General features: G+C 65.9%; 22 protein-coding genes. 13 read left to right on the top strand and 9 right to left on the bottom strand.

Annotated features, from left to right (window positions below):
- Window positions 1–46: 46 nt before the first annotated feature.
- Entirely contained in the window at window positions 47–1,210 is a 1,164-nt protein-coding gene (locus AC1Z32_RS01510) for a diguanylate cyclase domain-containing protein (RefSeq protein WP_483476945.1), read from the top strand.
- A 4-nt stretch (window positions 1,211–1,214) separates the two neighbouring features.
- Here AC1Z32_RS01510 and AC1Z32_RS01505 read toward each other — a convergent pair whose 3' ends face one another.
- The 4 genes from AC1Z32_RS01505 to AC1Z32_RS01490 form a co-directional block, all read right to left on the bottom strand.
- On the bottom strand, window positions 1,215–2,174 hold the full coding sequence (locus AC1Z32_RS01505) for a M23 family metallopeptidase (protein WP_483476944.1): 960 nt from the start codon (window positions 2,172–2,174) through the stop codon (window positions 1,215–1,217).
- 363 nt (window positions 2,175–2,537) lie between these two features.
- Window positions 2,538–3,635: a lipocalin-like domain-containing protein gene (locus AC1Z32_RS01500; RefSeq protein WP_483476943.1), complete on the bottom strand. Its 1,098-nt coding sequence runs from the start codon at window positions 3,633–3,635 to the stop codon at window positions 2,538–2,540.
- Window positions 3,635–6,178 (bottom strand): FtsX-like permease family protein, encoded by a 2,544-nt coding sequence (locus tag AC1Z32_RS01495; protein WP_483476942.1) that lies wholly within the window; start codon window positions 6,176–6,178, stop codon window positions 3,635–3,637. Before AC1Z32_RS01495 ends, AC1Z32_RS01500 begins: the two co-directional genes overlap by 1 nt.
- Window positions 6,175–6,864 carry an ABC transporter ATP-binding protein gene (locus AC1Z32_RS01490; protein WP_483476941.1) on the bottom strand — a complete coding sequence of 230 codons (690 nt, stop codon included), beginning with the start codon at window positions 6,862–6,864 and terminating at the stop codon, window positions 6,175–6,177. The genes AC1Z32_RS01495 and AC1Z32_RS01490 overlap by 4 nt, the downstream gene beginning before the upstream one ends.
- 165 nt (window positions 6,865–7,029) lie before the next feature.
- Between AC1Z32_RS01490 and AC1Z32_RS01485 the strand changes: the two genes are divergently transcribed.
- The 4 genes from AC1Z32_RS01485 (at window position 7,030) to AC1Z32_RS01470 (ending at window position 11,086) form a co-directional block, all read left to right on the top strand.
- Window positions 7,030–7,746, top strand: a complete 717-nt coding sequence (locus AC1Z32_RS01485) for a GntR family transcriptional regulator (RefSeq protein ID WP_483476940.1) — start codon at window positions 7,030–7,032, stop codon at window positions 7,744–7,746.
- Between the two features lie 110 nt (window positions 7,747–7,856).
- A complete protein-coding gene (locus tag AC1Z32_RS01480; RefSeq protein ID WP_483476939.1) occupies window positions 7,857–8,648 on the top strand; it encodes an SDR family oxidoreductase in 792 nt (263 codons plus the stop codon).
- A 17-nt stretch (window positions 8,649–8,665) separates the two neighbouring features.
- Window positions 8,666–9,598: a 3,5-dioxohexanoate:acetyl-CoA acetone transferase gene (kce, locus tag AC1Z32_RS01475; protein WP_483476938.1), complete on the top strand. Its 933-nt coding sequence runs from the start codon at window positions 8,666–8,668 to the stop codon at window positions 9,596–9,598.
- A gap of 159 nt (window positions 9,599–9,757) precedes the next feature.
- On the top strand, window positions 9,758–11,086 hold the full coding sequence (locus AC1Z32_RS01470; RefSeq protein ID WP_483476937.1) for an MFS transporter: 1,329 nt from the start codon (window positions 9,758–9,760) through the stop codon (window positions 11,084–11,086).
- A gap of 68 nt (window positions 11,087–11,154) precedes the next feature.
- Here AC1Z32_RS01470 and AC1Z32_RS01465 read toward each other — a convergent pair whose 3' ends face one another.
- The gene (locus tag AC1Z32_RS01465; protein ID WP_483476936.1) at window positions 11,155–12,921 is read right to left on the bottom strand and encodes a pyrrolo-quinoline quinone; all 1,767 of its coding nucleotides are present in this window, start codon (window positions 12,919–12,921) and stop codon (window positions 11,155–11,157) included.
- A 305-nt stretch (window positions 12,922–13,226) separates the two neighbouring features.
- Here AC1Z32_RS01465 and AC1Z32_RS01460 point away from each other — a divergent pair, with 305 nt between their 5' ends.
- The 7 genes from AC1Z32_RS01460 (at window position 13,227) to fnr (ending at window position 17,451) form a co-directional block, all read left to right on the top strand.
- Window positions 13,227–13,478: a hypothetical protein gene (locus tag AC1Z32_RS01460; RefSeq protein ID WP_483476935.1), complete on the top strand. Its 252-nt coding sequence runs from the start codon at window positions 13,227–13,229 to the stop codon at window positions 13,476–13,478.
- Window positions 13,479–13,655: 177 nt separating this feature from the next.
- On the top strand, window positions 13,656–13,907 hold the full coding sequence (locus AC1Z32_RS01455; RefSeq protein ID WP_483476934.1) for a hypothetical protein: 252 nt from the start codon (window positions 13,656–13,658) through the stop codon (window positions 13,905–13,907).
- A 71-nt stretch (window positions 13,908–13,978) separates the two neighbouring features.
- Window positions 13,979–14,209 (top strand): hypothetical protein, encoded by a 231-nt coding sequence (locus AC1Z32_RS01450; RefSeq protein WP_483476933.1) that lies wholly within the window; start codon window positions 13,979–13,981, stop codon window positions 14,207–14,209.
- Window positions 14,210–14,257: 48 nt separating this feature from the next.
- On the top strand, window positions 14,258–15,325 hold the full coding sequence (locus AC1Z32_RS01445) for a PAS domain-containing sensor histidine kinase (protein WP_483476932.1): 1,068 nt from the start codon (window positions 14,258–14,260) through the stop codon (window positions 15,323–15,325).
- 79 nt (window positions 15,326–15,404) lie between these two features.
- A complete protein-coding gene (locus AC1Z32_RS01440; protein ID WP_483476931.1) occupies window positions 15,405–15,878 on the top strand; it encodes a universal stress protein in 474 nt (157 codons plus the stop codon).
- Between the two features lie 17 nt (window positions 15,879–15,895).
- Window positions 15,896–16,543: a response regulator gene (locus AC1Z32_RS01435; protein ID WP_483476930.1), complete on the top strand. Its 648-nt coding sequence runs from the start codon at window positions 15,896–15,898 to the stop codon at window positions 16,541–16,543.
- Window positions 16,544–16,743: 200 nt separating this feature from the next.
- Entirely contained in the window at window positions 16,744–17,451 is a 708-nt protein-coding gene (gene fnr / locus AC1Z32_RS01430; RefSeq protein WP_483476929.1) for a fumarate/nitrate reduction transcriptional regulator Fnr, read from the top strand.
- Here the strand turns inward: fnr and AC1Z32_RS01425 are convergent.
- The 4 genes from AC1Z32_RS01425 to AC1Z32_RS01410 form a co-directional block, all read right to left on the bottom strand.
- Complete coding sequence (locus AC1Z32_RS01425) at window positions 17,427–17,732, bottom strand: DUF1488 family protein (RefSeq protein WP_483476928.1); 306 nt, start codon at window positions 17,730–17,732, stop codon at window positions 17,427–17,429. The genes fnr and AC1Z32_RS01425 overlap by 25 nt on opposite strands.
- Window positions 17,733–17,850: 118 nt before the next feature.
- Complete coding sequence (locus AC1Z32_RS01420; protein ID WP_483476927.1) at window positions 17,851–18,285, bottom strand: universal stress protein; 435 nt, start codon at window positions 18,283–18,285, stop codon at window positions 17,851–17,853.
- Window positions 18,286–18,313: 28 nt separating this feature from the next.
- Entirely contained in the window at window positions 18,314–18,835 is a 522-nt protein-coding gene (locus AC1Z32_RS01415; protein ID WP_483476926.1) for a flavodoxin family protein, read from the bottom strand.
- Window positions 18,836–18,837: 2 nt separating this feature from the next.
- Window positions 18,838–19,878 carry a zinc-dependent alcohol dehydrogenase family protein gene (locus AC1Z32_RS01410; RefSeq protein ID WP_483476925.1) on the bottom strand — a complete coding sequence of 347 codons (1,041 nt, stop codon included), beginning with the start codon at window positions 19,876–19,878 and terminating at the stop codon, window positions 18,838–18,840.
- A gap of 201 nt (window positions 19,879–20,079) precedes the next feature.
- Here AC1Z32_RS01410 and AC1Z32_RS01405 point away from each other — a divergent pair, with 201 nt between their 5' ends.
- Window positions 20,080–20,925: a universal stress protein gene (locus tag AC1Z32_RS01405; RefSeq protein ID WP_483476924.1), complete on the top strand. Its 846-nt coding sequence runs from the start codon at window positions 20,080–20,082 to the stop codon at window positions 20,923–20,925.
- Window position 20,926: the final 1 nt, after the last annotated feature.

Genomic DNA, 20,926 nt, shown 5'->3' with positions numbered 1-20,926 from the left:
TTTCCCGCGAGGGTCCAGCCATCGCCGGGCCCCGCCGGAAGCCAACATGGATCATCAAACTGAGGTGTTCACCCTGCCGCGCGGACGTGCGGCGACGTGGTTGCTGCACGCGGGAGCCGATATCCCCCGCGCGATCCGCGTCGCCCTCGTCGGAAGCCTGTTCGGCACCCTGCCGATCTTCCTCGGCGGCGTGTTCAACACGGTCGCGGTGGCGTGGGTGCTGGATCGCCGTCACCCGACGATGGCCTTCCACATCTGGCTCGCGCTCGAAATCGCGGTGTGCCTCGCGCGGCTCGTCGTGCTCGTCGTCGCGCGGCGGCGGGCGCGCGAGCGCCGCTCCACGCTGACCGACACCTACGTGCTGCTCGCGCCGCTCTGGGGTGCGACGGTCGGTTACGGCGCGCTCGTCTCGGTGCTATCGGGCGACTGGGTTTCGTCGACGCTCTCGTTTCTGTCCGCCGCCGCGATGGTCGGCGGCATCTGCTTCCGCAACTTCGGCGCGCCGCGTCTCGTCGCGGTGATGATCTTCCTGTCGCTCGGGCCGTGCTGCATCGGCGCGGTGCTGGCGGGCGAGCCGACGCTCTGGCTCACGCTCCTGCAGATCCCCTTCTATCTCTTCGCGATGAGCGCCGCCGCGTGGCGCCTGAACGGCATGCTGGTCTCGACGATGAAAGCCGAGCAGGAAAACGACCGCCGCGCGCGTCACGACGAGCTGACCGGCCTGCTCAACCGCGCGGGCCTGTTCAAGGCGGTGCGTTCGCGCGGCCCCGGACACGCACGCGACAGCGCCCGCACCGCGCTGCTCTATCTCGATCTCGACGGCTTCAAGGCCGTCAACGATGCCCACGGCCACGAAGTCGGCGACACGCTGCTCGCGCTCGTCGCGCGGCGTCTGCGGCACTTGTCCGGGGAAGGCTCGCTGGTCGCGCGGCTCGGCGGCGACGAGTTCGTGATCGTCACGCCGCCGCACGCCGATCCGCTCGCGCTCGCGGACGTCGTCGTGCATGAGTTGTCGAAGCCCTTTCTCACCGATGCCGGCGTGATGCTCGAGATCGGCGTGAGCATCGGCATCGCGATGTTCGACCATCATCACGACGAGCTCGACGGCGTGCTGCGCCACGCCGACAACGCGCTCTACGAAGCGAAGCGCGCGGGCAAGAGCCGCTGGGTGCCGGCGGACGCGCGGGAGCCGGCCGGGCTCGTCGCCTGAAGGCTCAGCCGCTCAGTTCGGCGCTCAGGCTCTCCGCCTCCTTCGCGAAGCGCTGACGCTCCTCGCCGCGCAGACGATCGTCGCCCGGCAGATCGACCGTGAGCGGGTCCATCGCCACGTCGTCGACGTGCACTTCGTAGTGCAGGTGCGGTCCCGTCGCCCAGCCGGTTCGGCCGACGTAACCGATCACCTGCCCGCGCGCCACCGTTGCGCCGTTCCTGAGGCCCTTCGCGAAGCGCGAAAGATGCGCGTACACCGTCGAATAAGGCGGCGGATTTTCCAGCATGACGACCTTGCCATAGCCCGTCTGCCTGCCGATGAACGTCACCTTGCCTTGCGCCGTCGCGCGCACCGGCGTGCCGATGGGCGCGGCGAGATCGACGCCGTCGTGGCTCTGCCAGCGATGCGTAACCGGATCGAGCCGCCGCAGCGAAAAGTCCGACGACACGCGCGTGAATTCGACCGGATAGCGCGTGAACGCGGGCTCCGTGCTCTTGCCGTCCTTCGAGTAGTAGCGCGCTTCGCCTTCCGCGTCGCGATACAGGAACACGTCGTGCGACGACGAACCCGTCGTGAGACGCGCGGCGAGCGGTTCGTCATGCGCCGTCGCGCCGCCTTGCGGCCGGTCGTAGATGACGCTCAGCGTATCGCCCTTGCGGAGATCGCGGCTCAGATCGACCTTGCCGGCGAACGCCTGGGTCAAGGTCGCGATCGTCGCCGAATCGAGCCCGAGGCTTTGCGCGGCATCGGAGAACGTCCCGTCGACGGTCGCGCTTTCGGTCATGCGCGCCGGCTCGGGCGCAGCGGCGGGCGGCGCCGATGCGGGCGCGGCGGGCGCAACGGCGCTTTGTCTGAGCGAAACCGCGGGCGCGTCGTCCTTGACGGCGGACGGCGAATGCGGACGCTGGAGCGCATTGCAGAGCACGACGGTACACACGGAACCGATCGCGGACGCGAAAAACAATCGGCCTGCCTTGCCGGGCGAGGCGGTAATGGGAGAGAACGGCATCGGAGAGGAAGCAGAGCGAGCGAAGCGCGCATAGGGCGCTCGAACTCGAAGGATCAGAAGGCGCGGCGCGCGGGCCGCGAGCGGCGGGAAAGCGCGCGCGTTACTCGATCTGCCGCGAAAATGGGCGGAACGTCGGGGATATTGAGGCGAAACGGCGAGCTGGCATGCGGCTTTGAACGCGGCTTGACGGGGATCGAGTCGAGACTATGGGAGTTTTCTTAAACGAAACTTAAGCTGCCCCTTTTAATGCTTTTGCATGAAGATTAACGGAAATTACGTGCGGATAACGTCTGATGAACGCCGATAGATCAGAAACGATTACCGCTTCTCCACTTCCAGCGCCTTCGCATATCCGGTCAATTCGAGATACCCGCGCCCCTTGCCGCCATTGCCGTCCAGCGTCACCGCCCCTTCCCAATACAGCGCGCCGGTGGAATCGCGCGAATCGAGTTCCTGATCGTCGATGAGCGGGCTCAGCCGCCAGCGCATCCCGCCGACGCGCACGTTCATCGCCACCGGATACACGGTGTTCGTGCGCGGAGAGCGCCACTCGCGCTCGGGCGTGAATTCGACATCGCCGGGGCCGAATTGCTGCGTTCGTCCATCGCGGTCGCGTAGCGCGGCGTGCGTCCAGACTGCGCGGCCATCGCGAGCGCGGACCTTGAAGGCCATCAGCGCGGCACCGTCGTCGAAATTCGCGCCGAGCCAGTCCCAGCCGGCGGCTTCGGATGACAGGAGCGTGCTCGACCATTCGTGATCGAGCCATGCGCGGCCCGTCACGTCGACGCCCGCATTCGCCTTCCCCGAAGCCGATGGCCGCACCACGCTGCCCGTCACCCTCAGTTGCGGCTCGCTGTAGTAATAGCTCGCCTGCTCGGGCCGCGGGCCCTTGCGCGAAAAGCCTTGCTCGCCCTGGAGCATGGGCGGCTGTGTCGGCGTGAAAGTGAGATGGAGCGCGAAGCCGGCGGCATCGACGACAACCGTATAGCTGCCGTCCGCCGCGCGCGTCATGCGCCATGCGTCGAGCCTGATGTCGGTGTTGCCTTCCTTCGAATACGCGAGGCCGAAGCCCTGCCGCGCGATGTTCTGATCGTGCACGAGCCGTCCATACGCGGGATCGGACAACGCCGCATGCGCGATGATCAGTTGCGACGGATCGAACGCGCTCGCGCCTGCCTTCTTGCCCGTATTCGAGCGAAAGAACGTGATCTGGAAGCCGAGCGGCCGATGCTCCGGCGTTTCGAGCCAGCCGGTCGCGTACCACCATTCCGTGCGATACGCGGGATGCGCGCCGCTGTCCGCCGGCCAATCGATCGCATGCCCCGGCACGACGGGCGCGAACGCCGGCTCATCGGCGAACGCGGTCATCGGCGAGAGCAGCAACGCGAGCGAGAAAGCGAGCAGCGACGCGCGCATCACCAGTCCTCCCGCACGGCGCGCACCGCATCGACGGACACCGCGCGCCGCCCCGCGAGCACCGCCGTCGCGCAGGACGACGCCAGCATCACGCAGGCGATGACCGCGATCATCGTCCACGGAATATGCAGCGACATGCTCCAGTGAAACGACTGCGGATTCACGACGAACACGAGGATCAGACTGATCGAGAAGCCGAGCACGCAGCCCATCGCGATGCCGAGCAGCGTGAGCCATCCGGCTTCCGAGGCCAGCAACGCGAGGATTTGCGCGCGCGTCACGCCGACGTGCCGCAGCATGCCGAATTCGCGCGAGCGGGCGAGCGTCTGCATCGAAAACGTCGCGCCGACGCCGAACAGACCGATCACGATGGCCACCGCTTCGAGCAAATACGTGACGGCAAAGCTGCGATCGAAAATGGTCAGCGTGCGCGCGCGGATCTCGCCGGGCTGCGAGAACTCGAGCGCATCGCCGAAGGGCAGCTTTTTGATCGCATCGATGACCTGTGCCGCCGAGGCGCCCGCGCGCAAGGTGATGGCGGCATCGGTCGCGCCCGTGTCGCCGGTGAGACGCCGATAGTCCGCGATACGCATCTGCAGCGCGCCCGTCTGACGCACGTAGTCGCGCCAGATGCCCGCGACGACGAAGCGCTCGCCCGCCCCGCCCACCGGCAGGTTCACGCGCTCGCCGACGCGATAGCCGTACAGATCGGCCATCGCTTCCGATGCCCACACCGGCGTTTCGCCTGCGCGCCACGCGGACGGCGGCAACACGTCGCCGGTCATTTGCAGCGTCGCGCCGGGATCGGCGGCGTCGATCTCGCGCGCGATCAGCGAGACAGAGGGCTTCGCGGCATCGAGCGTCAGTTTGGATGTGCGCATGAACTTCGCATGCGCAATGCCGTTCGCGGCGGCAAGCTGCATCTGCTGGTCTGGGCGTAGCCCGCCGGTATCGCCGCTCGCCGCCATGCGCACATACAGGTCCGCCGACAGCAAATGCGCGAGCCAGTCTTCGACCGACACGCGAAAGCTCGTCACCATGATCGCCATCGCGACGATCAGCGTGAAGCTCGACAGCACGCCGCCCATCGCGATCGACGCCTGGCCCGGCGCATTCGCGAGCCGCGCGAGGGCGAGCGTGGCGACGGCGCCGCGCGGCTTCACCGCGCGTTGGAACACGATGGCCGTGAGGCGCGGCATCAGCGCGATTCCGCCGACGAGCAGAAACGCGACGGCGAGATAACCCGCGACGGGCGCATCGAAAACGGGCGGCGCCTGCGTGAGCGCGCCGCCGGTCGCGAGGCACGCGAGCGCGGGCCACGGTGTGCCGAGCGGCGCGAGCGCGGCTTCCTCGCTGCCGGCCTTCAACGCGGGCGCGGGCCGCGCGCGCGCCGCTTCGAGCGCCGGAACGAGCGTCCCCGCGAGCGCCACGCCGATGCCGAGCGCAAGAAAGATCGCACTGGCGACCGGCTCGAACGCGACGCGCGGCTCGACGCCCGGAAAGTAGCCGCCGCCGAGATCGGCGCCGAAAAAGCGCAGCGCGAGCGCCGCGACGGTAAAGCCGAGCACGATGCCGAGCACGCCGCCCGCGACGCCGAGCAGCGCGCCTTCGAGCATGATCTGCCGCACCAGCGCGGCGCGCGTCATGCCGAGCACGCGCAGCATCGCGAATTGCGCGCGGCGGCGCACGACGCCCGCCGCCTGCGTCGAGAACACGAGAAACGCGCCGGTAAAAAGCGCAACGAGCGCGAGCACGTTCATGTTGATGCGATACGCGCGCGACAGACGATCGGTGCGGCTTTCGACATCGCGCGTCTGAGTTACGACGAGCCGCGCGCCGAGTTCGCGCTGCAGCGTCTGCCGGAACGCATCGCGATCGACGCCGCGCGCCAGTTGCAGATCGACGCGCGACAGCTTGCCGATCATCGCGAAATGCGTCTGTACGGCGGCGATATCCATCACCGCGATGCGCTGCCCCGGCCGCGTGCGTGCAATGCCGCCCGCGACGCGCAGCTTCACCGGCGACGTGCCGCTCTGCAATCGAACCTGTCCGCCATCGCGCGCGGCGAGCCAGGCTTGGGCGGCGGGCGAGAGAAAGATGGCGTCATCGGCGAGCACATCGAGCGATGCATCCGGCGACGGCACGCCGGTCAAGTCCGGCGCGATACGCTTCGCCCGGAACACGTCGATGCCGAGCACCTTGAGCGGCGTGTTCTTGCCGGGCACGGCGGCATCGACTTCGAGCACCGGACTCGCGACCGCGACGCCCGCATGCGCCGCGAGCCGCGGATACACGTTCTCGTCGATGAAGGGCTGCGCGCCGCGCACCTGCAGGTCCGCTTGCCCCGAGAGACTGCGCGCGGCGGCGGAAAACTCGTTGAACGCCGCGCCGTTGATGAGCTGCACCGCGTAACCCAGCCCGACGCCGAGCGCGATCGTCAACATGGCGACGAGCGCGCGGCCCCGATGGCTGCGCCATTGCGCGCCGAGCAGCCAGCGCGTGAGCGTGTCGAAGCGCCGGTGCGCGGCGGCCATATCGCTCATCGCGCGAGCGTCGCGGCATGCAGCGCGCCGTCGCTCAGCACCACCACGCGATCAGCAAACGCGGCGGCGGCTTCAGAATGCGTGACCATGACGGTCGCGGCTTGCGTCGCTTTCGTTTCGGCGCGCAGCAGTTCGAGCACTTCGTGCGCGGTGTGCGGATCGAGATTGCCGGTGGGTTCATCGGCGAGCAGCAAGCGCGGCCGATGCACCAGCGCCCGCGCAATCGCCACGCGCTGCAGCTCGCCGCCGGAAAGCTGGCGCGGCATGTCGCCGTCGCGTCCTTCGAGGCCGACCGCCGCGAGCATCGCGCGCGCGGGCGCGGGCGGCATGCCGTTCAGCAGCAGCGGCACCGCGACGTTCTGATACAGCGTCAGATGCGGCAGCACGTGAAACGCCTGGAACACGAAGCCGAGTTTTTGCCGGCGCAGGCGCGTGGCGGCATCGTCGGAGAGGCTCGAGATCGGCGCGCCGTCGATGAGCACGTCGCCGCTGTCGGCGGTATCGAGGCCCGCGATCAGATTGAGCAACGTCGATTTGCCGACGCCCGAGTCGCCCATGATCGCGACGAACTCGCCCGCGCCGAGCGCGAAGTCGAGCGCGTCGAGCACGATGCGGCCACCGCCGTACGTTTTCGTGAGGCGGCGGCATTCGAGGGCGGGAGCAACGTCTGAGTCGGCGGGTCGCATGTTGAGTGGCGGACAGGCTATGGATTACGCAAGCATTGTGCCCATGAATCGCGCACGGCGCCTTCATGCGCGGCCCGCAGGGTTATCCCTTAGGCCATTTGCATTGACTTAAACCGATGCGGAAATCAAACTGTGATCACAGATCAGCAATCAAAGGACATGTACGTGGCGCCCCGTTCCGCATCGCCGATTCCGCAGCTCGAAGTCATCGCCACCGAGACAATGGCGACCAAGGTTTATCAGCAGCTCCGCGAAGCGATCATGAGCGGCAGCTTCGCCGCCGGTCAGCCGCTGAGCCTGCGCAGTGTCGCCGAAGGGGTCGGCCTGTCGACGATGCCGGTGCGCGCGGCGCTCACGCGTCTGCGCGCGGAAGGCGCGCTGGTGGACGGCCCGTCGCGCGGCCTCATGGTCCCGCCGATGACGCCCGAGCTGCTCGAAGAACTGCGCGACGTGCGCATCGCGCTCGAAGGCTGTGTCGCGGAACGTGCGGCGGCGCGCATGACGAACGACGACGTGGCCGCCGTGCAGCGCATCTTCGACGAAATGGACGCCCACGTCGAAGCCGACGATGCGCGCGCTTATCTGCGCTGCAACTTCGCGTTCCACACGAGCATTTACCGGCACGGCGCGAGCGAGATGACGCTCGTGACGATCCAGAACATGTGGATGCGCATCGGTCCTTTCCTGAACATGGTCGCGCCCGATGTCGCGCATATGCGCGTTTCGATGGAAGCGCATCGCCAGATCATCGACGCGCTGTGGAAGCATGACGGCGCGGCCGCGCGTGAAGGCATCGCGAAGGATATCCGCGACGCGGCGCGCGATCTCGAAACGCGTCTGCAGTCGCCGGATGCACGGATGCTGCGTCAGGCGCAAAGCTGAGTCTTGAAGGCGCGCGGTTCGCGCCTCTGAACATCATCATTAGTATGTCTAATCGCATGCGCGAGGACGTTGCACGTCCCCGCGAACCATAACCAGAAAGGAGTCAGACGATGGATTTCACGAAAATGCTCACGCCGCGCGCCGGTTTGCGCGTGCTCATCACGGGCGGCGCATCGGGCATCGGTCTCGCGATCGCGAAGGCTTTCGCGTCGATGGGCGCGCGCGTGCATGTCTGCGATGTCGATCCGAAAGCCATCGACGCGGTATCGACCGTTTCGCCGTCGATCACCGGCACGCGCGCGGATGTCGCGAACAAGGACGACGTGAAGCGCGTGTTCGAGGACGTGAAGCGCGAGCTCGGCGGACTCGACGTGCTGATCAACAACGCGGGCATCGCGGGCCCGACGGGCGGCATCGACGCGATCGATTCCGACGACTGGGAAAAGACCATCGACGTGAATCTGAACAGCCAGTACTACTTCTCGCGTCAGGCGGTGCCGATGCTGCGCGAGGCGGCCGATGGCGGCGTGATCGTGTTCATGTCGTCGGTGGCGGGACGCCTCGGCTACGGCTTCCGCACGCCCTATTCCGCGACGAAATGGGCCGTGGTCGGCCTCGCGAAGAGTCTCGCGATCGAGCTCGGCCCCGACAACATTCGCGTGAATGCGGTGCAGCCGGGCATTGTGAAGGGTCCGCGCATGGAAGGCGTGATCGCCGCGCGCGCGAAGCAGCTCGGCATCAGTTACGAAGAGATGGAAAAGCAGTATCTCGCGAAGATTTCGCTGCGCCGCATGGTCACGCAAGAGGAAATCGCTGCCAGCGTGCTGTATCTCAGCTCGCCCGCCGGCAGCGCGATCTCGGGGCAGGCGCTCTCCGTCTGCGGCAACGTCGAAACGCTCTAAGGAACAACGAGGAACCCATGGCAACGAAACGCAAGGTCATCATCACGTGCGCGCCGACGGGCGCGATCCATACGCCGTCGATGTCGCCGTATCTGCCGGTCACGCCCGACCAGATCGCCGAAGCCGCGCTCGCGGCCGCGAAGGAAGGCGCGGCGATCCTGCATCTGCACGCGCGCGATCCCGAAGACGGCCGCCCGACGCAAGACCCCGCCGTGTTCCAGCGCTTCCTGCCGCGCATCAACTCGGAGACGGATGCGGTCATCAATCTGACGTCGGGCGGCAGCCCGCACATGACGGTCGAGGAACGCCTGAAGCCCGCGCATCACTTCCAGCCGGAAGTGGCATCGCTCAATATGGGCTCGATGAACTTCGGCCTTTATCCGATGCTCGATCGCTTCAAGGATCTGAAGCACGACTGGGAGCGTCAGCATCTGGAGAAGAGCCGCGACCTCGTGTTCAAGAACACATTCGCGGATATCGAATACATCCTGACCTCGTGCTCGGCCAACGGCACGCGCTTCGAGTTCGAGTGCTACGACATCTCGCATCTCTACAACCTCGCGCATTTCGTCGATCGCGGGCTCGTCAAGGGGCCGTTCTTCGTGCAGAGCGTGTTCGGTCTGCTCGGCGGCATCGGCGCGCATCCCGAGGATCTCGCGCACATGAAGCGCACCGCCGACCGCCTCTTCGGCAACGACTATGTCTGGTCGATCCTCGGCGCGGGCCGCAACCAGATCCCGCTCGGCTCGATCGGCGTTGCGCAGGGCTCGAACGTGCGGGTCGGTCTGGAGGATTCGCTGTGGATCGGTCCGGGCCAGCTCGCCGAATCGAGCGCGGCGCAGGTGCGCAAGATCCGGCAAGTGATCGAAGGGCTGTCGCTGGAAGTCGCGACGCCCGCCGAAGCGCGCCAGATGTTGTCGCTCAAAGGCGGCGACAACGTCAACTTCTGATCCCCTGATCCTCTAATCGCACGCGCCGTGCATGCGGCGCGTGCTCACGCAATCACAACACAAAAAATACAACGCTTACGGAGACACGTCCTTGAAACGCCTTCCCGACACCGCATTGCATACGCGCATCGCGCGTCCTTTCTGATTCCGGGAGTCATCATGTCCAAGCCCAACACCACGAGCGCCGCACAGCACGCGTCGCTCAACAGCCTGATGCTGCGCAAGCTGATGCCCTTGCTCGTGATCGTCTACGTGATCAGCTTTCTCGATCGCACGAATATCGCGCTCGCGAAGCATTCGATGAGCGTCGACCTCGGCATCTCCGCCGCCGCCTACGGACTCGGCGCGGGCCTCTTCTTCCTGACCTACGCGGCCTTCGAGATTCCGAGCAATCTCATCATGCACAAAGTGGGCGCGCGCTTCTGGATCACGCGCATCATGGTGACGTGGGGCGCGCTTTCCGTCGCGATGGCCTTCGTCACCGGCGAGACCTCGTTCTATGTGATGCGCCTTCTGCTCGGCGCCGCCGAAGCAGGCCTCTTTCCCGGCGTGATGCTCTATCTCACGTACTGGTTCGGCCGTGAGGAACGCGCCCGCGCGACCGGCTATTTCCTGCTCGGCGTGTGCGTCGCGAATATCGTCGGCGGGCCGCTCGGCGGTGCGCTGCTCGAGCTCGACGGAATGCTCGGCTTTCACGGCTGGCAATGGCTCTTCGTGATCGAAGGCCTGCCCGCGATCCTGCTCGCCTTCGTCGTGTGGAAGATGCTGCCCGATCGCCCGACGAGCGCGCCCTGGCTTTCGCGCGACGAAGCCCTCGCGCTGGAGCGCCGCCTCGCCGCCGAGCACGACGCGCAAGGCAGCGGTCATGGCGCAGGCGCTTTCCGCAGCGTCCTCGGCGATCGCCAGGTGTGGCTCGCGATTCTCGTCTACTTCTGCCATCAACTGACGATCTACACGGTGATCTTCTTTCTGCCGGGGATCATCGGCAAATCGGGGCATTTCTCGCCGCTGATGATCGGCCTGCTCACCGCGACGCCCTGGGTCGCCGCGGCCATCGGCGCAGCCACGCTGCCGCGCTTCGCGAGCGATTCGTCGAAGAGCCGCCGCATGCTGATCGGCGGGCTCGTCATCATGGCCTCGGGCATGCTGATCGCGGCATGGTCGACGCCCGCGATCGGGCTTCTGGGCGTGTGCCTGTCCGCGTCGATGTTCTTCGTCGTGCAGTCGATCATCTTCACGTTCCCGTCGTCGCGGCTCTCGGGCAGCGCGCTCGCGGGCGGCCTCGGCCTCGTCAACTCGTGCGGCCTGCTGGGCGGCTTCGTCGGACCGACGGTGATGGGCATCATCGAGCAGACGACCGGCCGCGCGATGAACGGTCTCGTGTGTCTCGCGGTTGCATTGCTGATCGCGGCGGTGTGCAGCGTGCGCCTGCGCCACGGCAACGAGCAACGCGCCGACGACAAGCGCGGCGTGATGTCCAACGCGTGATCGTCTGACGCTTCTACCGGCACGCCGTGACCGCGCAGACTCGCTTGCGCGGTCACGGCGTGACTACTTCAACCGCCGATCAAGCCAAACACGGCGACGCCCGTCTTCGTGCCCACAAAGACCTTGCCGTTCGCGACCGTCGGCGAGACGAACTTGTTGCCCGGGCCGAACTGATCGCGCGAGCCCGCCGAATTGCTGCTGTAGAGCTCGTTCGCGAGATTGCTCGCGTCATAGGCGTGCAGCACGGCCGGCGTCACGTTCTCCACGCCCCATACAATGCCGTTCGCATTGCCGTTCGCGGAGATCACGGGCGCGAGACCCGGGAAGCTCCAGTTGCCCGCCGGACTCTGGCTCTGACTCGAAGCGGTGGTCGCCACCACCGCGTTCTGAACCGGCAACGCCTTGAGATGATCGCCCGCCGGGCCGACATAGATCGTGTTGTTGAAGTACGCGGGCGCGGTGAACATCGGGCCGGAGATCGTCGAGAACAGCTCCTGATAGATGTGATCGCTGTTCGAATCGAACTTGCCCATGTTGTCCCGATCGACGATATAAAGCGCGCGCGTCTTGCCGCCACCGATCGCGAGATGCTTCACATTGCCGTTGATATCGGTGACATCGGGCAGCACGAGCACGCCGCCCGAGCCCAGATCGAGATCCTGGCTCGACTCCATGACCGTGTTCGACGGCTGGAAGTAATCCGCCACATGCAGCGTGGGTGACGGCGTGACCTTAAGGAAGCCGTTGCCGAAGTTGTCGTGGATAGGCATGTCCTGCGCGTTGATGGTCGGATCGAAGGTGCCGTTGCCGTCGAGGAAATAGATCGACGTGCCATCCGACGCGAGCCCCGCGCCGCTCATCCAGATGCCGCCCATTTCGCCGTTCGGCGTGATGTTCAAAATGCTCGTCTGCTTCAGCGTATCGGCGCTGTAGCCCATCACCCAGCCGGTGTACGGCAGCGTATCGCAGTGCGAGCTCCACGACATATAGACGACGCCGTTCAGCAGCAGCAGCGAAGCGCGCTCGATGTACTGGCCCGGCGTGAACGGCACGACGCCGTTGACGCTGCCCGAACCGGTGCCGGGATACGAACCGGTGATTTCCGCCGGGCCGCCGAAGAGCTCCTCGCCTGTCGCGATGTCGATCGCGTGAATGCGCTGGTGATACGCGCCGCCGCTGTCGCGCGACATGCCGACGACATACATCGCGCCGTTCGGCCCGCGCGAGCGATCGATGACGGGCGTCGCCGTGATGCCGATGGTCGGCGAGGTCTGATCGCAGCCGTGGTCGTCGCTCGGCACTTCGCCCGCGAGCAGCGTGGAGACGCGCCAGAGCACGGTGCCCGTGTCGGCGTCGAACGCATAGACGCTCGCGTTCTCGGTCACGACGTAGAGCACGTTATGCGTGCCGCCCGCGACCGGCACGTTGGCGAGAAAGAGCGGCTGTGCATCGACGGCGCCGTCGACGGAATAGAAGCCGAGCTTGCCGAACGTCGACGGATTGACGTTGGCGCGGGTGAGCCGGGTCTCCGCGAGTTGCTGCGCGGTGCGGCGAATGTCGTTGTGATACGTGGTGACGTCCATCGGACTCGATGCGGACGGCCTGTTCGTCGTGGGAGCGCTCGCCCCCGACGGTGCACTCGCCCCGCCACCCGCCGATGCCCCCGAAGGGCTCGATGCCCCCGCCGGGCTCGATGCGGACGAAGGTCCCGAGGCGGCCGGGGTGGCGCCTCCGGTCGTCGCGGCCGTGTCGGAGTTCGAACTTCCTCCGCTGCATCCGCCGATGATTGCTGCCAAAGCGACTGCGATCACGCCAACCGATAAGTGCCCTTTCATCTGCGGAGTCTCCGTGTTGGAGGGGCCGAGCCCGGTGCTTTGCGATTATTGTCCGCGACGTTTCAAGCCGAAAAAAAATCGTCGGGCGACGGCTAGGGTTTGGCGGAATGATCGGAGGCGTTCGTGCATGCGTATGAAGATTGATTACGCATGGCGCGTCGGTTTTACCGTGCGATGCCGGCTCGTGTCGCAATTACCTCGACGCTATCGATGCCTGTTACGAGCAATACACGAAAACGCGGACGATCGGGCAGAACACGTCGACACCTGAGCAGGACGGGCACCCTTCGTGACCGGCAAAGTACGTGACAGGACGGGACCGCATCGGCATCAGCCATCATTCGCAGCAAGGTCTTGCCCGACTTCCGAAGTGGCGAGGTGAGACGATGAAACGCTTGACCAGTGAGGTGCTTTACCACCCGTTCGTCGCGCAATCGACGTTCTATTTGACCGACCTTTTGAGCCGTGCCGACCTCGGTCTGTCCGGCGCGCTGTTCGTTCTCGCCGTGCGATCGGTTGCCCGTTTCCTGCGCGCGAGACGCAACGATGCCGCGTGACCAGGACGCTACGCTTCATCAGACTTAAGCGTATACCGAGGAAAAGTAAAAAAGCTTAAATCGGGTGAGAAGACAAAATCTGAACGGTTAGGCTTACTGCTCGCAGGCATATGCGCTGGCGGCATTTCGTTCCGATGGCGTGTTTGCCTGACCAGATACATAGAACCTGAGAGAGCAATGACCCAACCCAACGACGTCGTCTATAAAGGACACGTTCTGAGCGCGACCGCCGTGCTTGACCAGGACAAGTACGCGGCGATGCTCGTCGTTCGAGATCCGAGTGGCACGCGCCGCGCGAGCGGCATGCTCGGCGAATTTGCGAGTGCGATCGGCGCCGTGCGCTATGCGTTCGCTTATGGCATGGCCGAGATCGATCATCGGCAGCCCGCGGGGAACCCCCGCCAGCCGCAGGACACCGGCGTTCGCTAGCACGCTTCATTCCGGGCGCGCGGCGGCACGCACGCCGCTCGCGCCTTCGATCATTTCGACGAGAAAAACCTATGATCATCTATCATCGGGGAGCGGCTTTTCAGCCCTCCGTCACACGCAAGGGCAATGCATTCGTCGCGACGGCGTCGATTCTCGAAGAGGACGGTCACGCAACCTCGCTGGGCAACCTGGGCGCATTCGCCAGCAAGGACGGCGCGCTCGGTTTCGCGGTCCGGTGCGCAACCGCTTTCCTCGACGGCGACGAAATGCCCTTGCCGCCTTTTCAGTTGACCGCGCAATAGAACGCGACGCGTCGGGCGTTGCATGCGCGCTTGCCCATTGCAACGACGATGAACTCCTGCGCCCCGGAACCGGACAACGAAAGCACACCGCTCGCGCCTTCACTGCAAACGGACGCGGCTTTCCGCCTTCTGGTGGACGCGGTCCAGGACTACGCCATCTTCCTGCTCGACGCGCACGGCAACGTCGCGACCTGGAACCACGGCGCGCGGCGAATCAAGGGTTATGACGCGCACGAGATCATCGGGCGTCATTTTTCCGTCTTCTATCCGCCCGACGATATCGCGGCGGGCAAGCCCGAAGTGGAGCTGGCCACGGCGGCGCGCGACGGACGCGTCGAAGACGAGGGCTGGCGCGTTCGCAAGGATTCGACGCGCTTCTGGGCGAACGTCGTCGTCACGGCGCTGCGCGATGCGCACGGCGATCTGATCGGCTTCGCCAAGGTCACGCGCGACATGACCGACCGGCTGCGTCTCGCGGAACTGCAACACGCCCGCGAGCTGTCCGCGCACGTGCAGACCGCGCTCGAAAACGAGCGCGCATCGATCGCGCGGGAACTGCACGACGATCTCGGCCAGCAGCTCGCGGCGCTGAAAATGCAGCTTTCGATCCTCGACACCTCCGGGCAAGGCGTCCGCGTCAAACAGCAATCGCTCGAACAGATCGACACGATCATCGCTTCGGTGCGGCGGATCGCCGCCGGCCTGCGCCCGCCCGTGCTCGACGATCTCGGCCTCTTCGCCGCAATCGACTGGCTCGTCTGCGACTTTCGCCGGCGCTACGATCTCGATATCCATCTGCGCATCGAAGGCGAGGAAACCGGCTTCGACACTATCGCGTCCACCTCGGTTTTCCGGCTCGTGCAGGAAGCCCTCACCAATGTCGTGCGGCATGCGCGCGCGAGCGGGGTGCGCATCGAGATCATCTGCGCGCGCTCGCGCTGCCGCTTGTCGATCGAGGACGACGGTCGCGGCGCCGACCTCGCGCAGCCCCGCGCCGTCGGCGCCTTCGGCCTGCTCGGCATGAGCGAGCGCGTGCGCCAGCTCGGCGGCGTCATCGAGTTTCACAGCGCGCCCGGCCAGGGCTTTCGCATCGTCGTCGATATTCCCTTGATTTGAGTCAACGGCGCCGGATGATGTATCCGTAGAATCGATCGCAGGCCCGCGCCGTGCCGTCACATCGAACCACGAGGTCGTCATGTACAGCCGCATTCTCTTGCCCATCGACGGCAGCCCGACCGCCATGCAGGCGTTCGACGAAGCGCTGAAGATCGCGCACGCGAGCGGCGCCGAGCTCCAGCCGCTCTATGTCGTCGACATGCAGCCGGTTTCCTACGAGGCCACGAGCGCGTTCTATCCCAGCCTGCGCGATGCCTTGCTCGAAGAAGGCCGGCGGCTCTCGGCGATGGCCGCCGAACGCATGGCGCAAGCGGGTGTGAAAGGCACGCCGCGGGTCTGCGAAGTCGAATATGCGGGCGACGACATCGCTCAACGGATCCGCCATTGCGCCGACGATTTCCACGCCGACCTCATCGTCATGGGCACGCATGGGCGGCGAGGATGGCGGCGCCTCGTGCTCGGCAGTGTGGCCGAGAGCTTCGTGCGTCTGTCGCGTTGTCCGGTGCTGCTGGTGCCGGGCCGCGAGGCGGAGCAAGGCGACGCGAACGGCTGACGCGCGGAACCGCATCCATGACGATCAACGTGCTGATTGCCGACGACCACGCGCTCGTGCGCGACGGTCTGCGCCATATCCTCGGCAACGCGAGCGGCTTCGAAGTCGCCGGCGAAGCCAGCGACGGCCCGAGCACCCTCGCGCTCGCTCGCTCGACCGACGCCGATGTGCTCGTGCTCGACCTGTCGATGCCCGGACGCAGCGGGCTCGACCTGCTCAAGCAGATCAAGGACGAGAAGCCCGCGCTGCGCATTCTCGTGCTCACCATGCATGCGGAGCAGCAATACGCCGCGCGCGCGTTCAAGGCCGGCGCATCGGGCTATCTCACCAAGGAAAGCGCGAGCGCGGAGCTGGTCGCGGCGGTCACGAAGGTGGCGGCGGGCGGCGCATACGTGAGCCTCGCGATGGCCGAGCGCTTCGCTCAGAGCCTGACCGAGCCCGCCGAAACGCTGCCGCATCAGCGCCTCTCGAACCGCGAGTTCGAGGTGTTCCGGCGGCTGTGCGCGGGTGAGTCCATCAGCGATATCGGCGAGGCGCTGTGCGTGAGCGCGAAGACCATCAGCACGTACAAGGCGCGCGTCCTGGACAAGATGCAGATGCCGCACGAGGCCGCGCTCGTGCGCTATGCGGTGCGCCACAAGCTCTTCGAGGACGAAACCGGCTGACCTCGCGCGGGCGCGTGTCAGGGTTTCCCTACACGGCTTCCGGAATGCCTACAGCACGATCCGCCATCGCCGATATATTTTCGAGATGGCGCGGCGAATAATTCGATGCATGGGATCCAATGGCCGCGCATCGATGCTCCAGGCTTTCTGATCCGAAGCACGTTCCCTCTGCGCGAATCCGTCCCGACAGGAGGCGCAGCATGTTCGTCGTTCCCGCTGACAATTCCCGCACGCGCTGCTCGACGTGTTCGATGAAGCAAGTCTGCATGCCCACGGGCCTGTCGACAGTCGATTACGAGCGCCTCGACGCGCTCATCTGCACAACGCGCACGGTGCGGCGCGGCGAAGCGCTGTATCGCTGCGGCGATACGTTCCGCAGCCTCTACGCCGTGCGCAGCGGCTGCTTCAAGACCGTCATCATGCATCGCGAAGGCAACGAGCAGGTCACGGGCTTCCATCTGGCGGGCGACGCGCTCGGGTTCGACGGCGTGAGCGCGGACCACCACACATGCGATGCCATCGCGCTGGAAGACAGCGTTGTCTGCATCATTCCGTTCGATCTCCTGGAACTGCTGTGCCGCGAAGTCAAGACGATCCAGCATCATGTGCATCGTCTGATGAGCAGCGAGATCGTGCGCGAATCGAACCTGATGATGCTGCTCGGCACGATGACGGCGGAACAGCGCGTCGCGGCCTTCCTGCTGAATCTCTCGACGCGCATGAAGGCGCGCGGCTATTCGCGCGCGGAGTTCGTCCTGCGCATGACGCGCGAGGAAATCGGCAGCTTTCTCGGCCTGAAGATCGAAACCGTCAGCCGCATGTTCTCGAAGCTGCAAAAGGCCGGCGTGATCGACGCGCGCGGCAAGGAAGTGCGGATTCTCGATCAGGCTCGGCTCGAAGAAGTCTGACCGCGCGCTTCGCGGAAGCGGAAGAAGCCGCTGCGCAGCATGACCGAGGTCGCGCCAACGCGGCTCAGCAATTGTTCGGCGGCCCCTTCGATAGAAGACCGATGGCTCTCGAATGCCCGCTGCAGGTCTTCCTCCCGCCATGACGCGGCGCCGAAGTGATCTTCGAGCGCCTCGGCGGATATGGTGCACTCGACGTGCTCGCCGTCCGCGACGGCGGCGAATGTGAGCGAAGGCGCATCTCCTTGGTAGACGGGCGCCTGACTCGAAAACGTGATGTTCATGCCGATACCTCGCAGAGCGGTGATGCGACGTTTCAATGGGCAAAACATATCCATTTAGTGTCTGCGATCGATCATGACGCCGCTTTGATCCAGATCAATGCGGTTTGCACATACGTGCCTACGCGTCTTTCGACGCGCGCGTAAGCAATACCGGGCACTCGGAGCGCCTGACGAATACCTCCGCGACGCTGCCGAGCGCGAGCCGCTTCAATCCGGTGCGGCCATGCGTGCCCATCACGACGAGATCGGCGGGCATATCCGCCGCGCGGCGCTGCAGGCATTGCGCCACGGAATCGGTCACGTTGCGGGTTTCCGCCAGTTCCGTTTCGCATTCGATGCCGGCGCCGGTCAGGCGTGCGCGCGCGGTTTCGAGCGTGCGCCGGCCCTCCTCGGCCATGCTCGCGCGATACCGCACCGGATATGACGAAAGCGCGGCCGTGTCGAGCACGAGCACGACGCGCACCCTGGCGCCCGCGCCGATGCGCAGCGCTTCATCGAGCGCGCGCTGCGAGCAGTCACTGCCATCGAGAGCCAAGAAGATATTGCGGTACATGATGTCGCCTGCTTTCGCGGCTGCCCGTTCAAGCCGCCCACTTGAGATTGTCGATGCGCACGAGCTTGCGTTCGATGCGGTCCACGAACACTTCGACGAGCCGGTCTTCGTCCGCTGCGCGCGGATGACCGGCGATCGCGCAGCGCGCGACCGGCTGCTTGCCCGTGAGTCTCGCCATGTCGCGCAACGCGTTCGTCTCGCGGCGCATGCTCTGCGTGCAGAAGAACGCCACGTGCCGCAGCTTGCGCCGGTTCGCGGCGAGCCAGGCGCGCACGGGCGCGCTGAGCGTCCCGGCCCACACCGGCGTGCCGATCACGACCACATCGTACGCCGCGACATCCTTCAGCGCAGCCCCGACGCGCACATCGCAGCCGAACACCGTTTCGGCGAGCGAACGCAGGAAGCCGGCCGCGCCGCCGCGATCGAGCGGCTCGGTGATCTCTTCGAAATCGGCGTGAAGCCGCGCGGCCAGCGCGGCGCCCAGTGCGCGCGTCCTGCCGGTGCGCGAGTACCACACCACGAGCGTTTTCGATTTGTGCGTGCTTTCCATGATCAGGCCACTTCGATGATGACCTTCAGCGCATTCGTTTCCGCCGCGTGGCTGAAGGTTTCATAGGCATCGAGCACCTGATCGAGCGTGAAGCGGTGCGTGATGAGCTTCGTCGGCTGCAACCGGCCCGCGCGCACGGTCTTGAGCAGCATCGGCGTGCTGACGGTATCCACGAGGCGCGTGGTGATCGTAATGTTGCGGTCCCAGAGCTTCTCGAGATGCAGATCCGCCTTCACGCCATGCACGCCCACGTTCGCGATGGTCCCGCCCGCCGCGATGATCTCCTCGCACAATTCGAAGGACGACGGCAAGCCCACCGCTTCCACCGCGCAATCGACGCCCGCGCCTTCCGTGAGACGCATGATCTCGCCGACCGGCTCCGTGCTCGCGATATCGATGCATGCGCTCGCGCCGAAGGTGCTCGCCACCTCGAGCCGATGTTTGTCGCGGTCGATCATGATGATCTGCGCCGGCGCATAGAACTGCGCGGTGAGCAAGGCGGCAAGACCGATAGGCCCCGCGCCGACGATCGCCACCGTGCTGCCGGGCTGCACCTTGCCGTTCAGCACGCCGCACTCGAAGCCGGTCGGAAGAATGTCCGAGAGCATGACGAGCGCCTCTTCCTCGACGCCCGCCGGAATCGGATACAGGCTCGTATCGGCGTGGGGAATGCGCACGTATTCCGCTTGCGTGCCGTCGATCTTGTTGCCGAGGATCCAGCCGCCCGTCGCGCAATGCGAATACATGCCGCGCCGGCACGCCTCGCATTTTCCGCACGAGGAAATGCACGAGATCAGCACGTGATCGCCGGGCTTGAACGCCGATACGGCCGCGCCGACCTGCTCGACGATGCCCACGCCTTCGTGCCCCAGCACGCGGCCGGGCTCGCAGGTCGGCACGTCGCCTTTGAGGATATGCAGATCGGTGCCGCAAATGGTCGTGCGCGTCACGCGAACGATCGCATCTGTGGCGGCTGCGAGCGCCGGCTGTGGCCGCTCGTCGAGCGACTTGTTCCCCGGACCGTGATAGACGAGTGCCTTCATCTGCGCGCTCCCTGCTGGACGCATGAGGTGGATCGGACGCGCCCACTCTATCGTCGGAGGATGGCGCTGCAATTGACCTGAATCAATCGCATGCGCGTCGTCCCGCAAGGCCGGGTTCCGTTGATCTGGGTCAACCGCGTGGCTCGGGGTCTCCGTAGACTCGGAAACCAACCCCTTTCAGCGGACTCGCGGAGTCACTCCATGAGCTACAAGACGATTCTCGTGCACCTCGATTCGAGCGTGCGCGCCCATCCGCGTCTGGAAACCGCGCTGCACCTCGCGAAGCGTTTCGACGCGCATCTGATCGGCCTCTATGCGGTGTTTCAGCCCAACGCGCGCGCGTTCAACGTCATGGCCGGCAGCGCCGGCTACTACGAAGTGCAGGCGACCATGCGCCGCGAACAATCGGGGGCCATCGAGCGGCTGTTCCACGCTGAGGTGAAGCGTGCCGGCGTGTCGGGCGAATGGATCGCGCCGAGCGGGCAGCCGGACCGCGCCGTATCGCACCACGCGCGATGCGCCGATCTCGTGGTCGCGGGTCAGGACGATCCGGGCGATCCCGAGTCGTATATCGGTGATCAGTTTCGCGAGAACGTCATCATGTCGGCGGGAACGCCGGTGCTGGTCGTTCCCTACACGGGCTTCTTCCCCTCGCCGGGCCAGTATCCGATGATCGCGTGGGACGGCAGCCGCGAAGCCGCGCGCGCCGTCCACGACGCATTGCCGTTGCTGAAATCATGCGTCTGCGCGACCGTCGTCACCATCGACACCCACGGCAGCGGGGGCAAGTCCGACGGCGAGCACGTCTCGGGCGCCGACATCGCCGCGTGCATCGCGCGGCATGGCGTGAAGGTGGAAGTCGCGTCGGGCACGGCGGGAACGGATGCGTCCGCCGGCGACGCGCTGTTGTCACGCGCCGCCGATACAGGCGCCGATCTCATCGTGATGGGCGGATACGGCCATGCACGCTGGCGCGAGCTCGTGCTGGGCGGCGTGACGCGCACCTTTCTCGCTTCGATGACCGTGCCCGTGCTGATGTCTCACTGAA

Source organism: Caballeronia sp. 11_S32 (genome assembly GCF_056930355.1).
The sequence above is the reverse complement of the archived record's forward strand: the minus strand, read 5'-3'. Positions and strand labels throughout refer to the sequence as shown.